Below are 16,661 nucleotides of genomic sequence, written 5' to 3' on the forward strand. Positions count from 1 at the left end.
ATGGCCGGAAACCAACACTCCCCCCAGGACACGAGAAAGCCCCCGCGCACGAACTGCGCGGGGGCCCGAAGCCGGTCCGTACCCGTCAGGGAAGCGTCACACCGTAGTAGCTCAGCGCCTCGGTGACCGGCTGGAAGAAGGTCGTTCCGCCGGAGGTGCAGTCGCCGCTGCCGCCGGAGGTCAGGCCGTAGGCCGTGCTGCCTCCGTAGAGCGGGCCGCCGCTGTCACCGCCCTCGGCGCAGACCGTGGTCTGGATCAGGCCGTAGACGATGTCACCGCTGCCGTAGTTGACGGTGGCGTTCAGCGCCGTGACCCGGCCGCTGTGCGTGCCGGTGGTGGAACCGCGGCGGTAGACGGTCGTCCCCACGGACGGGGTGGCCGCACGGCTGATGGTCTGGCTGCCCACCGCGCTCGGGTGCGAGATCGAGGAGTTGGTGTAGCGCACCAGCGCGAAGTCGTTGCCCGGGAAGCTGTAGCCGACGTTCGTGCCCAGCACGGTGCTGTGGCCGGAGTTGCTGTACCAGGTGGAGGCGACCTGACCGCAGTGGCCGGCGGTGAGGAAGTAGTACGTGTTGCCGCTGTGCACGTTGAAGCCGAGCGAGCAGCGGTAGGAGCCGCCGTAGATGGCGTCGCCGCCGCTGATCAGCTTCCTGAACTTGCCGGAGGTGTGCTTGATGGTCAGCGCGCCCGCGTTGGAGCCGGCCTGCTGCTTGATCTTCGCGATCCCGGCCTCGGAGACCCTGCTGTCGACGGTGACGACGACCCGGTCGGTCTTGCCGTCGACCGCCCAGGCCGTGCCGGCGACGTCGGCCCTGAGGACGGAATCACTCACCTGGGTGAGCTGATTGGCGCTGAACGTGTGGTCGTCGCTGGCATTCGCGGTGGGGGCGGCGAACGCTGCTGCGGCCAGGAAGCCGGTGGTCACGGCGATCAGCCGGGTCCGTCTCGCAGTGCCGCTGTGGGGAGTGGTGCGCTTGATCCTCACTTTTCGTTCCCTCCCAGGGGAAGTCGGGGGCCCGCGTGGGGGTCGGGGCCCGTGAGGCGCAGCCAGGGACCGGTCCGGGAGTCCGAACACGCATACACCCTGACAAGCGCTGAGGGGGAGTATTCGGCCGAACGGCCGGTCGGCACAAGAGTGCCTTTCGGCCGCGGCCTTTGAACCACTCTTTAGAGAACGCCCACTGACGTCAACTCAGAACACGCTCCCCCACGCGATCGCCACGACCAGTCCATTGCCCGGCGACGGGAAGGGGCGGACGACGCGCTCGGCGACGGCACATGGCAGGAGCAGACCACGGTCCGAGCCGGTCGTGGCACGGCTCTCGGCATCCGGCGCCTGCGGAAACCGGAGCCGGCAGCAAAAGCCGTCGTCCCCGCCGGCGGCATCGGCGAACACCCCCACGGCCGGCCGTCGCCCCGCTGTGCGGCGTGGAGCGCCAGGTCCCTTCCGGCCAGGGTGGGGGCACGGGCGGCGAGTACGGTCCGCGGGCCGGCCTCCGGTCCGCTGCCGGCGGCGAGCCGGGTACCGCCGGAGAAAGGCCAGGTGGTCCACGGTCGGGCCGTCGGTTCCGGTGGCGGTGAGCACCACCCCGTCACCATCGGTCACCCAAGTCCCTGGAATGTCCGGAAGTCGGCCCTCCGGATGGTCCTCCGGCCCCGGAGGGCCCTGCTCCGGCCCCGGAGAGCCTTGCTCCGGCCCCGGAGAGCCTTGCTCAGCCCTCCCCTGCCGGGTCGGGCAGCCCGAGGTGCGAGCGCAGGGTCCGGCACCGGGCCGGTCTCTGACACCGGGTCGGTCTCCGGCACCAGGTCGTCCTCCGGGAGCGGTTCGGCCTCCAGGAGCGGGGCGGCCTCCGGCACCGGGTCGTTCTCCGGGAGCGCGCCGTCGGGGTCGTGCCTCCGGCCGTCCGACGGCGTCGAGGTCGTGGATCCGCCCCCGGTGTTCGGGCAGCCGCAGCTGTTCGGAGAGCAGCAGGAAGTCGAACAGCCCGCGCTCGGTGGTGCGCGCCGGCTGTTCCAGGGAGGCGAACGCGGTGCGTGGGCCGGAGCGCGGGTCCGTCCGTACGGCGCCCCAACCCTCCCCGGGGAGGCAGGCCGCCGGGTGCACCGTTCGTCGTACGGTCATGACGTTCCCCCGGTCACCGCGTACTGGTTGGCGGGCCGGGCGAGGCCCAGGTGCTCGCGCAGGGTGCTGCCCGGGCAGAACGTGCGGAACAGGCCGCGGTGCTGGACCAGCGCCACCGTGCCGTTGACGAGCCGCCCCAGGTCACGGCGCGGCTCCACGGGGACGAGGTGGAAGCCGTCGGTGACGCCCTCCGCGTGCCAGGTGGAGATCAGTTCCGCCAGGCCGACGGGGCCGCCCCGGTACAACGGGCCCCGCGCGCTCGGCCGGGGTCCCCCTCCGCCGTGTCCGGGCTCGGCCGCGCGCTCACCGTCGCCGAGGTCGACGAGGAGGCTCACCAGGACCGGCAGGGAACCGCGGTTCCTGCCGAACTCCACTGCCATGTCCAGCAGTTGATCCCAAACGGCCGCGGCCCGGCCGGGGCCGCGGCGCGGACCAGGGCCACGTCGGCGCTCGGAGTCGAGGGGGGTTCATGCGGCTCGGCGGAGGGCGAGTTCGGCCAGGAACCGCAGCGCGGCCCGCGCCGTCGCGTCGTTCTGCCGGAACGCCGCCCCACCGGTGCGCGGCCGGGTGAAGGCGCCCGGGGTACGGGCGTCGGTGTACGGGCCGAGCGCGAACCGCCGCGGATGCGGACGCCCGGCCCCGTCGAGGATCCGCCCGTCGGCGGGGTCGACGCGCAGCAGCCCCTCGGGGGTCTCGGCGGCGCCGTCGGCGTGCAACTCCCGCAGCAGGGTGTCGCCGGCCCGTTCCACGGTCGGCTCGGGCAGCCGGGCCTCGACCAGCGCGCGTGCTTCGACGGCGAATCCGGGCACGGTCGGGCTGGTGGCACGGAACACGCCGTCCTCGGCGGTGACGGTCATGCCGGCGCCGACGAACCGCAGCAGCCCGGCCCGGGACAGCGCGAGCATCTGCCGCAGCCGGGGTCCGGGCGGGCCGGACGCCAGGTAGCTGAAGAAGCCGTGCCACCAGGGGCCGATGTCCCCGAGTCGCACCAGCTGCCCGTAGACGGACAGCAGGCCGAGGAAGACGCCCAGGTCGGCACTGTGATCAGGATTGTGACGACGGCTCAGGTCGGCCTCGACGTAACCGCGCAGGCCCTCCTGGAACTCCTCGTGCGAGCCGTGGCGCACCCCGTCGAGCGGGTGGTCGAGCGCGGCGAGGTCGAGGCGGTCGGCCGGGTCCGGTACGGCGGCGGCGACGAGCGCCCGGATCTCGGCGGGGCCGGCGGCGGCCGCGTACCTCGCCTCGAAGCCGGCCCACGCCATGGCCGTGCGCCCGGGGTGGGCGGTGAACAGGCGGTGGTAGTGGGCGAAGCCCAGCTCCTTCTCCACCAGCGGCCACACATCGCGCCGGAAGTCGAAGCCTGCCGGCCGGGCCAGCAGCTCCTCGACCTCGGCGGGCCCGAAGAAGCGGGGCAGGGCGGGCCGGGCACCGCTCCAGTCGTAGCCGATCTTCGAGTGGTACGGCACTCCGCGCCGCGAACCGACGTACAGCACCGGTTCGCGGCCCGAGGGGATGTAGGCGTCACCCTCGTGGCGCCCGCCCCGGCCCTCGGTGAGCAGCACCATCAGGTCGACGAAGGCCAGACCGAAGCCCCGTACGAGGACCGCCTCGCCGGCCTGCAGCGGGGACAGGTCGCTGTCGGCGGTGAAGTCGGGCGGCAGGTGGACGAGTCCGTGCTTGCGGGCGTATGCGGTCAGCTCGGCCTGCCGGAGGCCGGGGTCGGCGTCGAGGTGGCCGAGGGCGAGCACGACCAGGTCGGCGAGGAGAGGCCGCGGGCGGCCCTCCAGCCACACCTGCTGACGGCCCTCGCGCGGCCCGCCGACGCGCAGGGCGCGCCGGGAGTGATGGTGGACGGCTACGCCCGGGGGCAGTTCGGCGCGGGCGCGCTCGTACACCCAGTGCAGATAGCGGCCCTGGAGCCGCCGGTCGGCGAAGGTGCGGCCGTCCAGGCCCGCCCATTCGTGCAGGGTGGGGCCCTCGCGCACCGGGCCGTCCATCGTCACCGTCTCGTCGGTGAACATGGTGACGTCCTCGGCGTGGGAGTTCATCCACAGCAGCGGCGACTGTGCCTGGCGCCAGACGCGTCCGCCGCCCGGCGGATGGGGGTCGACCAGGTGGATGTCGAGGCCCGGTTCGCCGTACAGCTCGGGCGCGTTGGCGGCGATGCGTTCGAGCAGTCCGGTCCCCCGCGGCCCGGCCCCCACGATCACCAGCTGGGGCCTCATCGGGCGGCCGTCCACGGGGCGGGACGGCGCTGCGGGGCGATCGTCAGGGTGTCCGCGCGCCCGGGCACCTGGGGCACGGCGGGAACTTCGGCGAGGGTGTCGGATGACATGCGAAGGCTCCGTGGTGGGAGTCCCCCCGCTCGGTCGAGGCCGAGAGTGGGGGAAGGTCGAACACGGTGGGTGCCTTCACACGGGTGCGCCGAGCGGCGCGGAGACGGCCGAGCCCCTCAGCAGGGCCGTCCGTCGAGAGTACGTGGGCGTTTCGGTCCACTGTCAAGGCCGTCCACACTGTGATCCGTACGTCTCAACGCAGTTGACGCAGAACCGTATGCCTGTTCCACTTGGCCCATGCATCCACAGCAGTGGCTGGTCACCCGCTCCCACATCGACTTCGGTCGCGTGTGGTCCTCGTCCTGTTGAGCCGACCCCCTGCTCACGCCTGCCCCGCGGCGGGCGCTCTGGCGTTCTTCCTCCGCTGCACACGCCTTCACACGCACACCCCCCTCGCGCTCTGCACCTTTTCGCCCCCCGGGAGAACGCTGCCCGATACGTACGCCGTTCCCTCTGCCGTTTCCTGCCCTTACCGGACCTGACGGACCGGCAGCCCCCGAACAGGGGCTCGGGGAACTGCGCGGCCGGCTGCACCACACCCGTGCCCGGCCGCGCCAGGCGTCCGTCCCGGCCGGCTAGCAACCGTCACAGGGACAGCAGCAGTCGCACCCGTCGCAGCCATCGCACCCGTCGCAAGGGCAGTCGCAGTCGCAGTTCTCGCAGCACCCTTCCCGCTTCTTCCGGGACCAGGGCCCTTCGTACTCCGAGGCACAGCACATCTGGCAGGTGCAGCACAGCAACAGGAACATCCCGCACCCGGGAAGGAGCCCACGCGGTTGCTTCGGCTTCTGGGGATGGTGCTCGCCGGGAAGATACGGCACCCCCGGCCCCGGCTGGTGCACCGCGCACGCCGGGCCCGGGCCGAACGCCCGGTCCACCGACCGCCGCAGCTCGTGCGCGAGCAGCAGATGGACGAGCCTGCCGTCCCTGAACTCGGCTTCCCGCAGGGCGAGCCGGATGCCGTGCAGGGCGTCGTCGGCGAGTCTGCGCGCCTCCGTGAGGGAGGTGCCCGTGGCGGTGAGCGGGTTCCAGGCACCCGCCCGCGCGTCGGCCTCCCTGTCCTCGACGGCGTCCAGGAGGTGCGCGAGCCGGCCGAAGAGACGGCCGGCCTCGGCGAGCGGCTCGGCGTTGTCCGGCCGCCCGGCCAGCACCGCGGTGTGCGCGAAGGCGGCCCCGGTGGCCGTCTCGGTCGGCTCGGTGACCGTCAGGATCGGCGTGCCGGGCCCGGCCAGGGTCTCGATGCCGACCTGCCGGTCAACGGCGTCCACCAGGACACCGGTGTCGAACCCGACCGCCGATCCGCTGTGCGCCCCGGCCCGCCCCCAGCTCGCGGCGACGCGGCGCGCCGCGGCCGCGACCGGCCTGCGGGCCAGCAGCCCGTCCCGGTCGGCGACATGGTCGCGCACCTTGGCGGAGGCGAGCACCAGCGAGACGGCGGCGGCGAGCCGCGCCCCTTCGCCCTGCGCGACGGACGCCGTGCGCATCCCGCGCAGCGCGCACGGCCCGGCCGTACGCCGGGACTCGTCCGCCGCGCCGACCTGAGCATCCGTCAGAACCGATATGAGCAGCCCGTCGTAGTTCGTCACGATGCGCGCGAACTGACCGTGGTCCCGGCGCAGTGCGAGACACAGCCCGCACAAGTGCGCCATCCACTCGGCCTTGAGGCTCTCCCCGAGCCGGTGGCTGCATGGCCTGACGATTCCGAACACGACGATCCCCCGTGGTGTGCTGCGACGTTGAGCTGCGGCATCGTATCGGCCGACTGTCAGCTTGTATTAGTCGGCGCGTTCACCCGGACGCCCCGCGCATCACCCATCCGCCAACGACAATCATATTTCACTCACAGTCAGCAGCCGTATGAGTCACGACCCTTGGGGCACAAGGACTCTCGACGGATAGCCTGTGCACCAGTACCGTCACAAACCCCCCGCGCGGCGTCTATCCGCTTGGCGCGCCGTCCGCATCATGGATGACCATAGGGATGCGGAAGCAAGAAGGACCGGTGTGAGAGGAGGCGTCCATGGGATCGGTACGCAAGGCGAGTGCGTGGCTCGGCCTCGTCGACGACAACGATGACGAGCGCTACTACGACGACGAGTACTCCGAGGGCCACGAGTCCGGGAACGCCTGGGTCACGGACCCCCGGGTGAAGGTGGCCACGGACACGGCCGAGGACAAGGGCCAGCGGATCGGCACGGTCACCCCGGACAGCTTCCGGGACGCCCGCGCCATCGGCGAGCTGTTCCGGGACGGTGTCCCGGTCATCATGAACCTCACCGCGATGGAGCCCTCCGACGCCAAGCGCGTGGTGGACTTCGCGGCCGGGCTGACCTTCGGCCTGCGGGGCACGATCGAGCGGGTCGCGAACCGCGTCTTCCTGCTGACGCCGTCGAACACGGAGATCATCAGCGGTGAGCCGGCGGCCCACCGCGACGGCGGCTTCTTCAACCAGAGCTGAGGCAGGGCCGCTCACCGGCCCCGCCCCGCCCCGCTCGCGGGGTTCAGCGGAAGGCGTCGAGCCCGGTGAGCGCCTTGCCCAGCACGAGCTGGTGCATCTCGACGGTTCCCTCGTAGGTGAGCACCGACTCCAGGTTGGTCGCGTGCCGCATGACGGGGTACTCGAGGGAGATCCCGTTGGCACCGAGGATCGTCCGCGCCGTACGGCAGATCTCGATGGCCTCGCGGACGTTGTTGAGCTTGCCGAAGCTGACCTGCTCGGGACGCAGGCGGCCGGCATCCATCCGCCGCCCCAGATGGTGGGCGAGCAGGATCCCCTTGTGCAGTTCGACCGCCATGTCGGCGAGTTTGGCCTGGGTGAGCTGGAAGCCGCCGATGGGCCGTCCGAACTGCTCGCGCGTCCTCGCGTACTCCACGGCCGTCTCGAAGCTGCTGCGCGCGGCTCCCATCGCGCCCCAGACGATGCCGTAGCGGGCGTGCGAGAGACAGCTGAGCGGACCGCGCAGACCGGTGACCTCGGGGAGCACGGCGGTGGCGGGCACGCGTACGTCGTCCAGGACGAGTTCGCTGGTCACGGAGGCGCGCAGGGACCATTTGTGCTTGATCTCGGGCGCCGAGAAGCCGGGCCGGTCGGTCGGTACGACGAATCCGCGGATCCCGTCCTCGGTCTGCGCCCAGACCACGGCCACCCCGGCCACCGACCCGTTGGTGATCCACATCTTGCGGCCGTTCAGCACCCAGTCGTCGCCGTCGCGCTTGGCGTGGGTGCGCATGGAGGCGGGGTCGGAGCCGTGGTCGGGCTCGGTGAGCCCGAAGCAGCCGATCACCTCGCCGGCGGCCATGCGGGGCAGCCACTCCTGCTTCTGCTCCTCGCTGCCGAACCGGTGGATCGCGTACATGGCGAGCGAGCCCTGCACGGAGACCAGGGACCGGATGCCCGAGTCGGCGGCCTCCAGCTCCAGGCAGGCGAGGCCGTACTGCACGGCCGTGGCGCCGGCGCAGCCGTACCCGGTGAGGGACATGCCGAGCGCGCCGATGCCGCCGAGTTCGCGCGCGAGCTCCCTGATGCCGGGCAGCTCGCCCTTCTCGTACCAGTCGGCGACGTGCGGCAGGACGCGGTCGGCCGCCCAGCTGCGGACGGTGTCCCGGACGGCGAGGTCCTCCGGGTCCAGCAGGTCGTCGATCCCGAGCGGGTCTGCGGGATCGAACGGGGGCAACTTGGACGCGGACATGGAACACCCTCCGGCACACTGGGACACGGTGAAAACTAGCAGCGCTAGTTACGACGCTGCAGCCGACGTTACGGCGCAGTGTCCTGTACGTCCAGAGCAGCAGTGTCCCGTACGTCGACGGCCGAGGTCAGGCCGACACCCTCGGCTTCGCGGCCTCCCGCGGGGACGGCAGCTCCACCTCGGCGGCGCGCTGCACGCTCTCCTCGCCGCACTGCATCACCCGGGGCAGCCGGAGCGCGATCACGGCGCCGAGCAGCAGCAGAACCGCGCTCACCAGCAGTGTGACGTGGAGTCCGTGCACGAAGGAGTCCCGCGCCGCCCGGCGCAGGGCATCCCCCGCGGGTCCGCCGAGCCGCCCGGCGATCTCGTAGGCCTCGCCCAGCGAATGCCCCGCGGCGTCCGACGCGCGTGAGGGCACGCCGGGCACCGAATCGAGACCGGGCGCGTAGGCCGCGTTCATCACGCTGCCGAGCAGCGCGATCCCGATCCCGGCGCCCAGCTGGTACGACGTCTCGCCGATCGCCGCCGCCCCGCCGGCCTGCTCGGCCGGCGCCTCGCTCAGCATCGACTCGTACGCCCCGAAGAGCGTGGTCTCCAGGCCGAAGCCGAGCAGCACGAAGCCGGACAGCAGCAGGGCCGCGTTGTCGGCGGCGCCCATCGCGGTCAGCGTCACGACCGCCGCGGCGGTGAGGCAGAAGCCGAAGCAGACCATGCGGCGCGGCCCGAAGCGGCGCAGCATCCGCGCACCGGCGAGGCCGGCCGCCATCGCCGCGATCGTCAGGGGCAGCAGCCTCAGGCCCGTCGCCAGCGGCGACAGGCCGAGCACCAGCTGCAGGTACTGCGCCGCTATCAGCTCCAGACCCACCAGGGCGAGCATCGCCAGCACGATGCAGCCCACCGAGGTGCTGAACGCCGGCCGCCGGAACATCCGCAGGTCCACCAGCGGATGCGGGCGCCGCCCCTGGCGCCGCACGAAGAGGACGAGCAGCGCCGCGCCCACCAGCAGCGGCACCAGGGTGAACGGGCTCGCCACCGGCTCCCCGCCGCCGAGCCGCTTCACCCCCAGTACGACGCCGAACAGGCCGAGCGCCGCCATCAGCGCGCCGACCACGTCCCACGGGCCGCTGCCGTCGCCGCGCGACTCGGGCAGCAGCATCCGCCCGACCGGCAGACTGACCAGCATCAGCGGGATGTTGACCAGGAAGACCGCGCCCCACCAGAAGTGCTCCAGCAGGAAGCCACCGAGCAGCGGTCCGACCGCCGCGCCGACGGCGGCGACCGCGCTCCAGACACCGATGGCCACCGCGCGCTCGCGCCGGTCGGGGAAGACCTGACGGAGGATCGACAGCGTCGCGGGCATGATCATCGCGCCGCCGACGCCCAGCAGCGCACGGGCGAGGATCAGGGTCTCGGCGGACTGCGCGAAGGCGGCCACGGCGGAGGCGACACCGAAGAGGGCGTAGCCGAGCAGCAGGATGCGGCGCCGGCCGACCCGGTCGCCCAGCGTGCCGAAGAGGATCAGCAGCGAGGCGCAGACCAGCGGGTAGATGTCGACGATCCAGAGCAGTTCTATGGCGCCGGGCCTGAGGTCCTCGGTGACGGCGGGGACCGCCACGTGCAGCACGGTCGCGTCGAGGGCGACGAGCAGCAGGCTCACGCAGAGGACGACGAGGACGACCCAGCGGTTGGCACCGGCCCCGGCCGCCCGACGGCGCGGCCGGGCGGCAGCCGTGGTCGTCCCGGACATGTACGTACCTCCCAGATGATCCCTCGCGTGCAGCGGACGGACGGGGTGGGGACTCCCCGTCGTACGGCCGGAGAAGAGCGGTGTCTCCGGCCCGCGCAAAGCCACGTGAGTGACTCGTCAGCGTACGCGAGTTCGCCGCGCGGACGCGTGGCGGACCTCTCACACGCAGGACCGAACCCATGTGGCGTACGCCACTTCACCTGCTCTTGACCACGCCCCGACGTGCGGCCCGGTTCCCCGCTCGGTCGATAATCGAGCCCGTGACCGATCTTGACGCGCGCGTGGCTCCGCTCCGCGCCCCGCTGCTGCGCCGGGCGGCGCCGGCCCTGCTCGGGTACGCGGCCGTCCGCGCCCTGGGCCTGGTCGTGCTGGCCGCGTGGAGCGCCGCGCGCGGCAAGAGCGCGTACACGCTGCTGACCGCCCGGTGGGACTCCCTGTGGTACTCGCGGGTCGCCGGACCGGGCTACGGGTACGAGGTGCGGCTGCCGAACGGCGACGTCCACTCCGACCTGGCGTTCTTTCCGCTGCTGCCCTGGCTGGAGCGGCTGCTGCACGCGGTCGCGCCGCTGTCGTACGCGGACGCCGGGTTCGTGGTCGGTCTGCTCTCCTCGCTTGCGGCGGCCTGGGGGATCTTCGCGGTCGCGGACCTCGTCCACGGGCGCTCGGAGGAGGGGCGCGGGGCGCCGCCCCGCAAGGGTGACCGCGGGCGGCGGGTGGGCGTGTGCGCGGTGCTGCTGTGGGCGGTGCTGCCGGTCGGGATCGTGCAGTCGATGGCCTACAGCGAGTCCTTGTTCACGGCACTGGCCGCGTGGTCGCTGTATGCGGTGCTGACCGGCCGGTGGGTGAGTGCGGGCGCCCTGGCGGCGCTGGCCGGGCTGACCCGCCCCGTCGGGCTGGCGGTGGTCGCGGCGGTGTGGGTCGCGGGCGTGACCTCGTTCGTGCGAGACAGAAGCACGCGGGGCGCACACGCCGAGCGCACGGCCACCGGGGATGGCGCGCATCAGGCGACGCGCGCTCCATCTTCTACGGGAGGCGCGCATGGCGAGGCACACGCCCCCGCCCTCGCCACCGGCGCACCGGCCTGGCGGCGCGCCCTCGGCATGGCCCTCGCCCCCCTGGGCACCGCCGGCTATGTGCTCTGGGTCGGCCACCGCACCGGCCAGGGTCTGCTCGGGTATCTCGACGTACAGGCCGGCTGGCGCAACGGGTTCGACGGCGGATACGCCTTCGCCCGCTTCGTGGCCGACAAGTTCACGTCCTTTCCGTCGGCCCTGGCCGGCGCGGGCCTGACCATCGGCGTCGCCCTGCTGATCTGGCTCTACGTGACCGGCGTGCGCCAGCGCCAGCCCGTCGCGCTGCTGGTGTACACGGGCGTCGTGCTCGCGCTCGCCCTGTGCGCGTCGAGCTACTTCGGGTCGAAGCCGCGGCTGCTGATGCCCGCCTTCCCTCTGCTCTTCCCCCTCGCGGGCGCCCTCGCCCGGCTGCGGACGTCCAGGTCGGTGCTGGTCACCGTGTGTGTGGCGGTGGTGACGGCGGTCTATGGAGCCTTCTGGCTGAACGGCTCCGGTCCCCCATGATCAACTCCGGGGCACCCGTGAGCACCCTCTGAATTCCGCCCCATGATTCGGTGAACGAATTCATAAGTGCCATAAAACTGCCCCCACAACATGATCAAAGGAATTGCAGGAAGCAGGCTCACAGGATTGCGGAATCCCAGGAATTCGGACCGCGCCTGAGAGGTTTCCCACATCACATCGTCATCACAAACCCGCTGTATCGACCGGGAACAGAGCTCACTCGCTGTAACGTCGATTGGGTGCGTACCGAACGAAACCTCACCCGGAGTCTGGACCGGGTGTTCGCCAGGCTGGACCGTGAGCCGGAACGACCGGCTCACATCGATGTGCCGCGGATGAGCCGGCACCGGGTCGTGCTGTTCACCGCGACCCTCGCCTTCTACCTGGCGATCGTCTGGGCCGTGGTGATCACCTCCTGGCTGGTCCGGCTCGACTGGCAGGTCATGTTCTTCCGGCCGTACCAGCAGTGGCCGGAGATCCACGCCTTCCTCGACTACTACGTGGTGCTGGGCCAGCGCGGCCCCACCGCCGTGATGGTCGCGGCCTGGCTCGGCTGGCGCTCCTGGCGCCAGCACACGCTCCGCCCGCTGCTGACCCTGGCTGCCTCCCTGCTCCTGCTGAACATCACGGTCGGCGCCGCCAAGCTCGGCATGGGGCGGCTCGGTCCGCACTACGCAACCGTGATCGGCTCGAACGAGATGGGCCTGGGCGGCGATATATTTCCCAGCGGCCACACCGCCAACGCCGTGGTGACCTGGGGGATCCTGGCCTATCTGGCCTCCACCCCGAGGGCGCGCCGCTGGCTGTCCGCGCTCTCCGCGGTCACCTCGCTCGGCGTCGGCCTCACCACCGTCTACCTCGGTACGCACTGGCTGAGCGACGTGCTGCTGGGCTGGGCCGCGGGCCTGCTGATCATGCTCGCCCTGCCCTGGTTCGAGCCGCTGATCGCCAGGACCGAGACCGCGCTCTTCGACCTGCGCGACCGCTGGCGCGCCCGCCGCGGCCGTACGGTGCCCGCGCCCGCCGTCCCGGTCACACCCGCGCCGGTGCTGCTCAAGCCGCGTCCCGCGACCGCCGAGCAGTCCGCCCCGGCGCGCGAGCCGGTGTCGACGGTGCGGGCGTCCCGGCCCCCGATCCATCTGGCCCCCGGCCCGCACACGGCGCGCTCGGAGCGCACCCCGGTCACCCCGGTGGGCAGCCGGCGCCCGCCGCATGCCGACCGGCTGCCGCACGCCGACCGCCTGCCGCGCGGCACCTCACAGCCGGCCCGCCCCCTCACGGGCGGCTGACGCTCCACCACGGCAGCGGGGTCCGGTACGCACACCCCCCGCCGCCACGACGAAGGCCCCGCCTCCCTCTTCCGGGAGCGGGGCCTTCGTCGTCGGGGGGCGGGCGGAGGGGCTCAGCCCTTCCAGGCGCGGGCCACCAGGCCGTCGCGCACCTCGAAGTTGAGCCGCCCCACGCGGTACTCCATGGTGATGATCGCGCCCGGCGGCAGCGACCGCACGGTCGACCACCCCCGCTCCCGGGCGAGCCGCTCGGCGCTCGCCGCGTCGAGGCCGACGTACCCGTCCGGGCTGTCCTGGGGCTCCGCTGGCGGAGTGGGAATCGGTGCCATGCGGCCACGCTAGGCCGCATCGCGCGGTGACGGAAGCCGTCACCGGCGGCAGCCCCCGCCGGTCCCCCTCCGGTCACACTTCTGTCACAGGTTCCCGACACCCGTTTCCGTCGAACTCCATCACACGTACGGGGGTTTCCGTACCGCTCACCGATGTAATCGAACGGCATTCCCGGGCGTCCGAGGGCTTCTCCGAATTACCCGGCCGAAAGCGCCGAAGTGGCGATGGGACCGGGCCATGAGTGCGATTCTCCAAGGAATCCGGCGGACCGCCGCGGGAGCTGACGCCGCATAGGAATTTCACCGATTCGGCACACGACCGCCGTGAGCCCTCGGCCGCAGTACTCGCCCGGCGAGCGCATCGCGTCAGCTCGCGGGTCCGGGTGCCGAGGGCCCCGCAGCCCGCGCCAGAGCGGCGTCGAGCCGGTCACGCACCGCCTTGATGACCTCGTTCAGCTCGGCGGGCTCCAGCACCTCGAAAGGGATGCCCATCATCATGATGTGAATGACCATCACCTCCAGGTTCGGCGCGCCGCTGCGCAGGATGCACGCGTCCTCGCCGTCGGCCTCCAGCGTCCCCGCGGACGGTGAGATCCGCTCGGCGGCCTCGCTCAGCGGCACCAGCAGGCGGACGGCGGAGTGCATGGCGTACGCGCGCGTGGAGACGCCCTTCGAGACATAGGCGGCGAGATCCTCGGCCGGCGGTTTGCGCGGGGTGAACCGCGGGCCGTGCGGCGGCTTCGGGGTGAGGCGGTCGACGCGGAAGGTCCGCCAGTCCTCCCGGTCCACGTCCCAGGCGACCAGGTACCAGCGCCGCTCGGTGCACACCAGCCGGTGCGGTTCGACGGTACGGCGGCTCATGGTGCCGTCGTGGCTCAGGTATGCGAAACGCAACCGCTCGGCGTCCCGGCACAGATGGGCGAGTTCGGTGAGCACGGCCGGGTCGACGGGGGACGACGGCGGACCGACGCGCAGCATCGGCACGGTGAAGGCGTTGAGGGCGCTCACCCGTCGGCGCAGCCGGTTCGGCAGCACCTGTTCCAGCTTGGCGAGGGCGCGCACCGACGTCTCGCCGATGCCCTCGATGCCCTGTCCGGCGGCGGTGCGCAGGCCGACGGCGACCGCGACGGCCTCGTCGTCGTCCAGCAGCAGCGGGGGCAGTTCGGCACCCGCGCCCAGCTGGTAGCCGCCCCCGGTGCCGGGGCTCGCGTTGACCGGGTATCCCAGCTCGCGCAGCCGGTCCACGTCCCGGCGGACCGTGCGCGGGGTGACGCCGAGCCGCCCGGCGAGTTCGGCGCCCGACCATTCGCGGTGGGCCTGGAGCAGTGAGAGCAGGCGCAGCAGACGTGCCGAGGTCTCCAACATGGGGCCGAGTCTGCCAGCAGATGCGGACAGCCGCTGTCCTGGACCTGGACAGCGGCTGTGCACGTCAGGTGACCGGCACCCGGGGCCTGCTCACAGCACGAGGCGCTGGCCGGGCACGATCAGGTTCGGGTCGTCGCCGATGACCTTCTTGTTCGCGGCGTAGACCCGCTGCCAGGTGGTCCCGTGCCGGGCGGCGATGGCGCTCAGGGTGTCGCCCTCACGGACCGTGTAGTCGCCACGGGAGGCACTGCGGTCGGTGTGACCGGCCGCGCGTTCCGGCGCCTTCGCCGAAGGGGACTTCGCCGGTACGGACTTCGCCGGTACGGACTTCACGGGCGCGGACTTCGTCGTCACGCTGCCCTTGTCGGTGCTCGTGCCGGACGGGGCGGACGCCGGTGCGGCGCCGGAGGCTCCGGCGTGGGCCGAGCAGACCGGCCAGGCGCCCCAGCCCTGGGCGTGCTGGACCTTGGTGGCGACGGCGATCTGGGCGCTCCTGGAGGCCTGGTCGGCCGTCGGGGCGTAGGCGGTGCCGCCGTACGCGCGCCAGGTGCCGGCGGAGAACTGGAGCCCGCCGTAGTAGCCGTTGCCGGTGTTGATGTGCCAGTTGCCGCCGCTCTCGCACTGGGCGATGCGGTCCCACACTCCGTTGTCCGCCGCGACGGCATTGCCGCTCACGGCCAGCAGCCCCAGCGGGGCCAGCAGCGCCGCCCCGGCGAGGGCGGCCGTCGTACGTCCCTTGCGGGCGCTGTCGTGACGATCGGCGTTGCGGGTGGTATCGGCACACTCGGACATGTAATTCCCTCTCCACGAACCCGGGCTCCCCCGGACGAGACGCGTCCTGCCGCGGATGACCGCGGTTCGTCGCGCCCGTCCCGTCCGCCACGACCGGTGCAGGCGACGGTGCTCTGCCTGGTGCCGGTCGGCGGACGTACCCGAGCGGTGCTCGTTGCACACGGCGGAGGAATGTAGGGAGGTCGGGCGGCCGGAATCAACCAACTCGCCGTCCTTCCAGGCCAGTTCGCCGTTACCGCTGGTATCGGCAATTTTCGGCCAGCCCTTTCATGCCCTGATTTCCTGATTTATCGACCACCCGCCGGGGCGGGCTGTGAGCCACTTCACCCTTTCAAGTTCCTTGACAGCGCGATGAGTTGACGGTGAGTGCCCGATTCCGTACCGGAGGTGACCCTGTGCGGTGGATGGTTCGATTCCGTTCCTCCCGGGGCGTGACTCCCACCACAGGACGTCCGTTGTCTTCTTCATGAGCCCGGAACCCCGGGGCTCATGGGCCGGGAGCCACCCGGCCGACCCAGCACCGCATCCCGAGGGAGCCACCGTGCCGCGCATGCTCGACGTCAGTGACGCCGTACGCGCCGAGATCGGCGACGAAGAAGCCGACCGGCTGCTCGCCGGAGAGAACGCCCCGGGCAGTTACGACTGCACCTCCTGCCGCACCCCGGGCGACTCCGAGCAGGAGCGCACCAGCACCGTTCTGTTCGTCGGCGACGAGACCGCCGTGCTCGCCTTCGCCCACGCCAGCTGCCTGCCCTCACAGGTCGTCCAGGTCACCGAGGAGCAGTTGCAGGGCGCCGTCCGCTCCATCGGCGGCACCGGCACCGACATGGCCGCCGGCGGCCGGCCGCACCAGGCGGTGCCCGAGCAGGCCGTGCTCGGCGTGACCAGTGGACTCGTCCTGATCGAGGGTGAACTGCACCCCGCGCTGGTCGTCGAGCCGACCGCGCCGATCGTGCGCCCGGGCTCCACCGGGGCGGGCGACGACTTCCTTCCGCTGCTCATCGAGCAGGGCTTCATGCCGGTGACCGAGCTGGCGTCCGTTCCGCCGGTGCTGCACGGCTGGTCGGTACTGGTGGCCGTGGGCCAGCTGCACGCGGTGCTCCAGCCCGGCGCGGGCGGCGGGCAGCCGGTGGCCTGGTGGCAGGCGCACCAGCCGCTCCAGGTGACCGACAGCTGGCGGTCGGCGGCCAACAAGCACCAGCAGGTGCTGATGTTCGCGGCGCCGGTGGGGTCCATCGGGCGACAGCCCCGGGAGGATCTGCTGCGGGAGGCGCTGGACAAGGCGGCGGCCAACGGGAAGCTCGTCGCCGCTGCACTTCCTCTTGCGGGTACCTGAGGCGCCCAGGAGGCGGGAGCTGCGGGTGCGGGCTCCGCCGCGTGGGCGCGCGGTGGCTTCTCGCGCCCACGCGGCGGAG

13 protein-coding genes and 1 pseudogene are annotated in these 16,661 nt (G+C 72.2%); 4 read left to right on the top strand and 10 right to left on the bottom strand.

From position 1 onward, the window contains the following. Window positions 1-85 precede the first annotated feature (85 nt). The 5 genes and pseudogenes from AB0H32_RS26290 to AB0H32_RS26310 form a co-directional block, all read right to left on the bottom strand. Window positions 86-985, bottom strand: a complete 900-nt coding sequence (locus AB0H32_RS26290; RefSeq protein WP_361124928.1) for a S1 family peptidase — start codon at window positions 983-985, stop codon at window positions 86-88. 906 nt (window positions 986-1,891) lie between these two features. After that, window positions 1,892-2,122 (bottom strand): annotated as a pseudogene (locus AB0H32_RS26295) (F420-dependent methylene-tetrahydromethanopterin reductase); the annotation flags it as partial. Continuing rightward, the gene (locus AB0H32_RS26300; protein WP_361124930.1) at window positions 2,119-2,502 is read right to left on the bottom strand and encodes a hypothetical protein; all 384 of its coding nucleotides are present in this window, start codon (window positions 2,500-2,502) and stop codon (window positions 2,119-2,121) included. The gene AB0H32_RS26300 and the pseudogene AB0H32_RS26295, both read right to left, overlap by 4 nt. Before the next feature lie 87 nt (window positions 2,503-2,589). Then, a complete protein-coding gene (locus AB0H32_RS26305; protein WP_361124932.1) occupies window positions 2,590-4,347 on the bottom strand; it encodes an FAD/NAD(P)-binding protein in 1,758 nt (585 codons plus the stop codon). 686 nt (window positions 4,348-5,033) lie between these two features. Then, window positions 5,034-6,167 (bottom strand): DUF5685 family protein, encoded by a 1,134-nt coding sequence (locus tag AB0H32_RS26310; protein WP_361124934.1) that lies wholly within the window; start codon window positions 6,165-6,167, stop codon window positions 5,034-5,036. A gap of 311 nt (window positions 6,168-6,478) precedes the next feature. Between AB0H32_RS26310 and AB0H32_RS26315 the strand changes: the two genes are divergently transcribed. Further along, window positions 6,479-6,916: a cell division protein SepF gene (locus AB0H32_RS26315; RefSeq protein WP_361124936.1), complete on the top strand. Its 438-nt coding sequence runs from the start codon at window positions 6,479-6,481 to the stop codon at window positions 6,914-6,916. A 43-nt stretch (window positions 6,917-6,959) separates the two neighbouring features. On the opposite strand, the gene AB0H32_RS26320 is transcribed toward AB0H32_RS26315, so the two are convergent. Both AB0H32_RS26320 and AB0H32_RS26325 read right to left on the bottom strand, forming a co-directional pair. Next, the gene (locus AB0H32_RS26320; protein WP_361124938.1) at window positions 6,960-8,147 is read right to left on the bottom strand and encodes an acyl-CoA dehydrogenase family protein; all 1,188 of its coding nucleotides are present in this window, start codon (window positions 8,145-8,147) and stop codon (window positions 6,960-6,962) included. Window positions 8,148-8,274: 127 nt separating this feature from the next. Beyond that, a complete protein-coding gene (locus AB0H32_RS26325) occupies window positions 8,275-9,894 on the bottom strand; it encodes an MFS transporter (protein ID WP_361124940.1) in 1,620 nt (539 codons plus the stop codon). A gap of 260 nt (window positions 9,895-10,154) precedes the next feature. Between AB0H32_RS26325 and AB0H32_RS26330 the strand changes: the two genes are divergently transcribed. Together AB0H32_RS26330 and AB0H32_RS26335 are read left to right on the top strand one after the other, a co-directional pair. Beyond that, window positions 10,155-11,471, top strand: coding sequence for a hypothetical protein (locus AB0H32_RS26330; protein ID WP_361124942.1), 1,317 nt, complete (start codon window positions 10,155-10,157; stop codon window positions 11,469-11,471). A gap of 239 nt (window positions 11,472-11,710) precedes the next feature. Beyond that, the gene (locus AB0H32_RS26335; protein WP_361124944.1) at window positions 11,711-12,760 is read left to right on the top strand and encodes a phosphatase PAP2 family protein; all 1,050 of its coding nucleotides are present in this window, start codon (window positions 11,711-11,713) and stop codon (window positions 12,758-12,760) included. A 113-nt stretch (window positions 12,761-12,873) separates the two neighbouring features. Here AB0H32_RS26335 and AB0H32_RS26340 read toward each other — a convergent pair whose 3' ends face one another. From AB0H32_RS26340 to AB0H32_RS26350, 3 genes are all read right to left on the bottom strand, one after another. Further along, window positions 12,874-13,089 (bottom strand): I78 family peptidase inhibitor, encoded by a 216-nt coding sequence (locus AB0H32_RS26340; protein WP_361124946.1) that lies wholly within the window; start codon window positions 13,087-13,089, stop codon window positions 12,874-12,876. A 366-nt stretch (window positions 13,090-13,455) separates the two neighbouring features. Further along, on the bottom strand, window positions 13,456-14,454 hold the full coding sequence (locus AB0H32_RS26345) for a YafY family protein (RefSeq protein ID WP_361124947.1): 999 nt from the start codon (window positions 14,452-14,454) through the stop codon (window positions 13,456-13,458). 90 nt (window positions 14,455-14,544) lie between these two features. Continuing rightward, complete coding sequence (locus AB0H32_RS26350; RefSeq protein ID WP_361124949.1) at window positions 14,545-15,246, bottom strand: transglycosylase family protein; 702 nt, start codon at window positions 15,244-15,246, stop codon at window positions 14,545-14,547. Window positions 15,247-15,787: 541 nt separating this feature from the next. On the opposite strand from AB0H32_RS26350, the gene AB0H32_RS26355 reads away from it, so the two are divergent. Next, window positions 15,788-16,582, top strand: a complete 795-nt coding sequence (locus tag AB0H32_RS26355) for a hypothetical protein (RefSeq protein WP_361124951.1) — start codon at window positions 15,788-15,790, stop codon at window positions 16,580-16,582. The last annotated feature ends 79 nt before the right edge of the window (window positions 16,583-16,661 follow it).

The organism is Streptomyces sp. NPDC020362 (genome assembly GCF_040642095.1).
In the GTDB taxonomy this organism is placed as follows: Bacteria; Actinomycetota; Actinomycetes; order Streptomycetales; family Streptomycetaceae; genus Streptomyces.

Excerpts from the sequence above, each read along its gene's own strand:
- AB0H32_RS26300 (WP_361124930.1), bottom strand. The coding sequence starts at position 2,502 with ATGGCAGTGGAGTTCGGCAGGAACCGCGGTTCCCTGCCGGTCCTGGTG.
- AB0H32_RS26305 (WP_361124932.1), bottom strand. The coding sequence starts at position 4,347 with ATGAGGCCCCAGCTGGTGATCGTGGGGGCCGGGCCGCGGGGGACCGGA.
- AB0H32_RS26315 (WP_361124936.1), top strand. The coding sequence starts at position 6,479 with ATGGGATCGGTACGCAAGGCGAGTGCGTGGCTCGGCCTCGTCGACGAC.
- AB0H32_RS26320 (WP_361124938.1), bottom strand. The coding sequence starts at position 8,147 with ATGTCCGCGTCCAAGTTGCCCCCGTTCGATCCCGCAGACCCGCTCGGG.
- AB0H32_RS26325 (WP_361124940.1), bottom strand. The coding sequence starts at position 9,894 with ATGTCCGGGACGACCACGGCTGCCGCCCGGCCGCGCCGTCGGGCGGCC.
- AB0H32_RS26340 (WP_361124946.1), bottom strand. The coding sequence starts at position 13,089 with ATGGCACCGATTCCCACTCCGCCAGCGGAGCCCCAGGACAGCCCGGAC.
- AB0H32_RS26345 (WP_361124947.1), bottom strand. The coding sequence starts at position 14,454 with ATGTTGGAGACCTCGGCACGTCTGCTGCGCCTGCTCTCACTGCTCCAG.
- AB0H32_RS26350 (WP_361124949.1), bottom strand. The coding sequence starts at position 15,246 with ATGTCCGAGTGTGCCGATACCACCCGCAACGCCGATCGTCACGACAGC.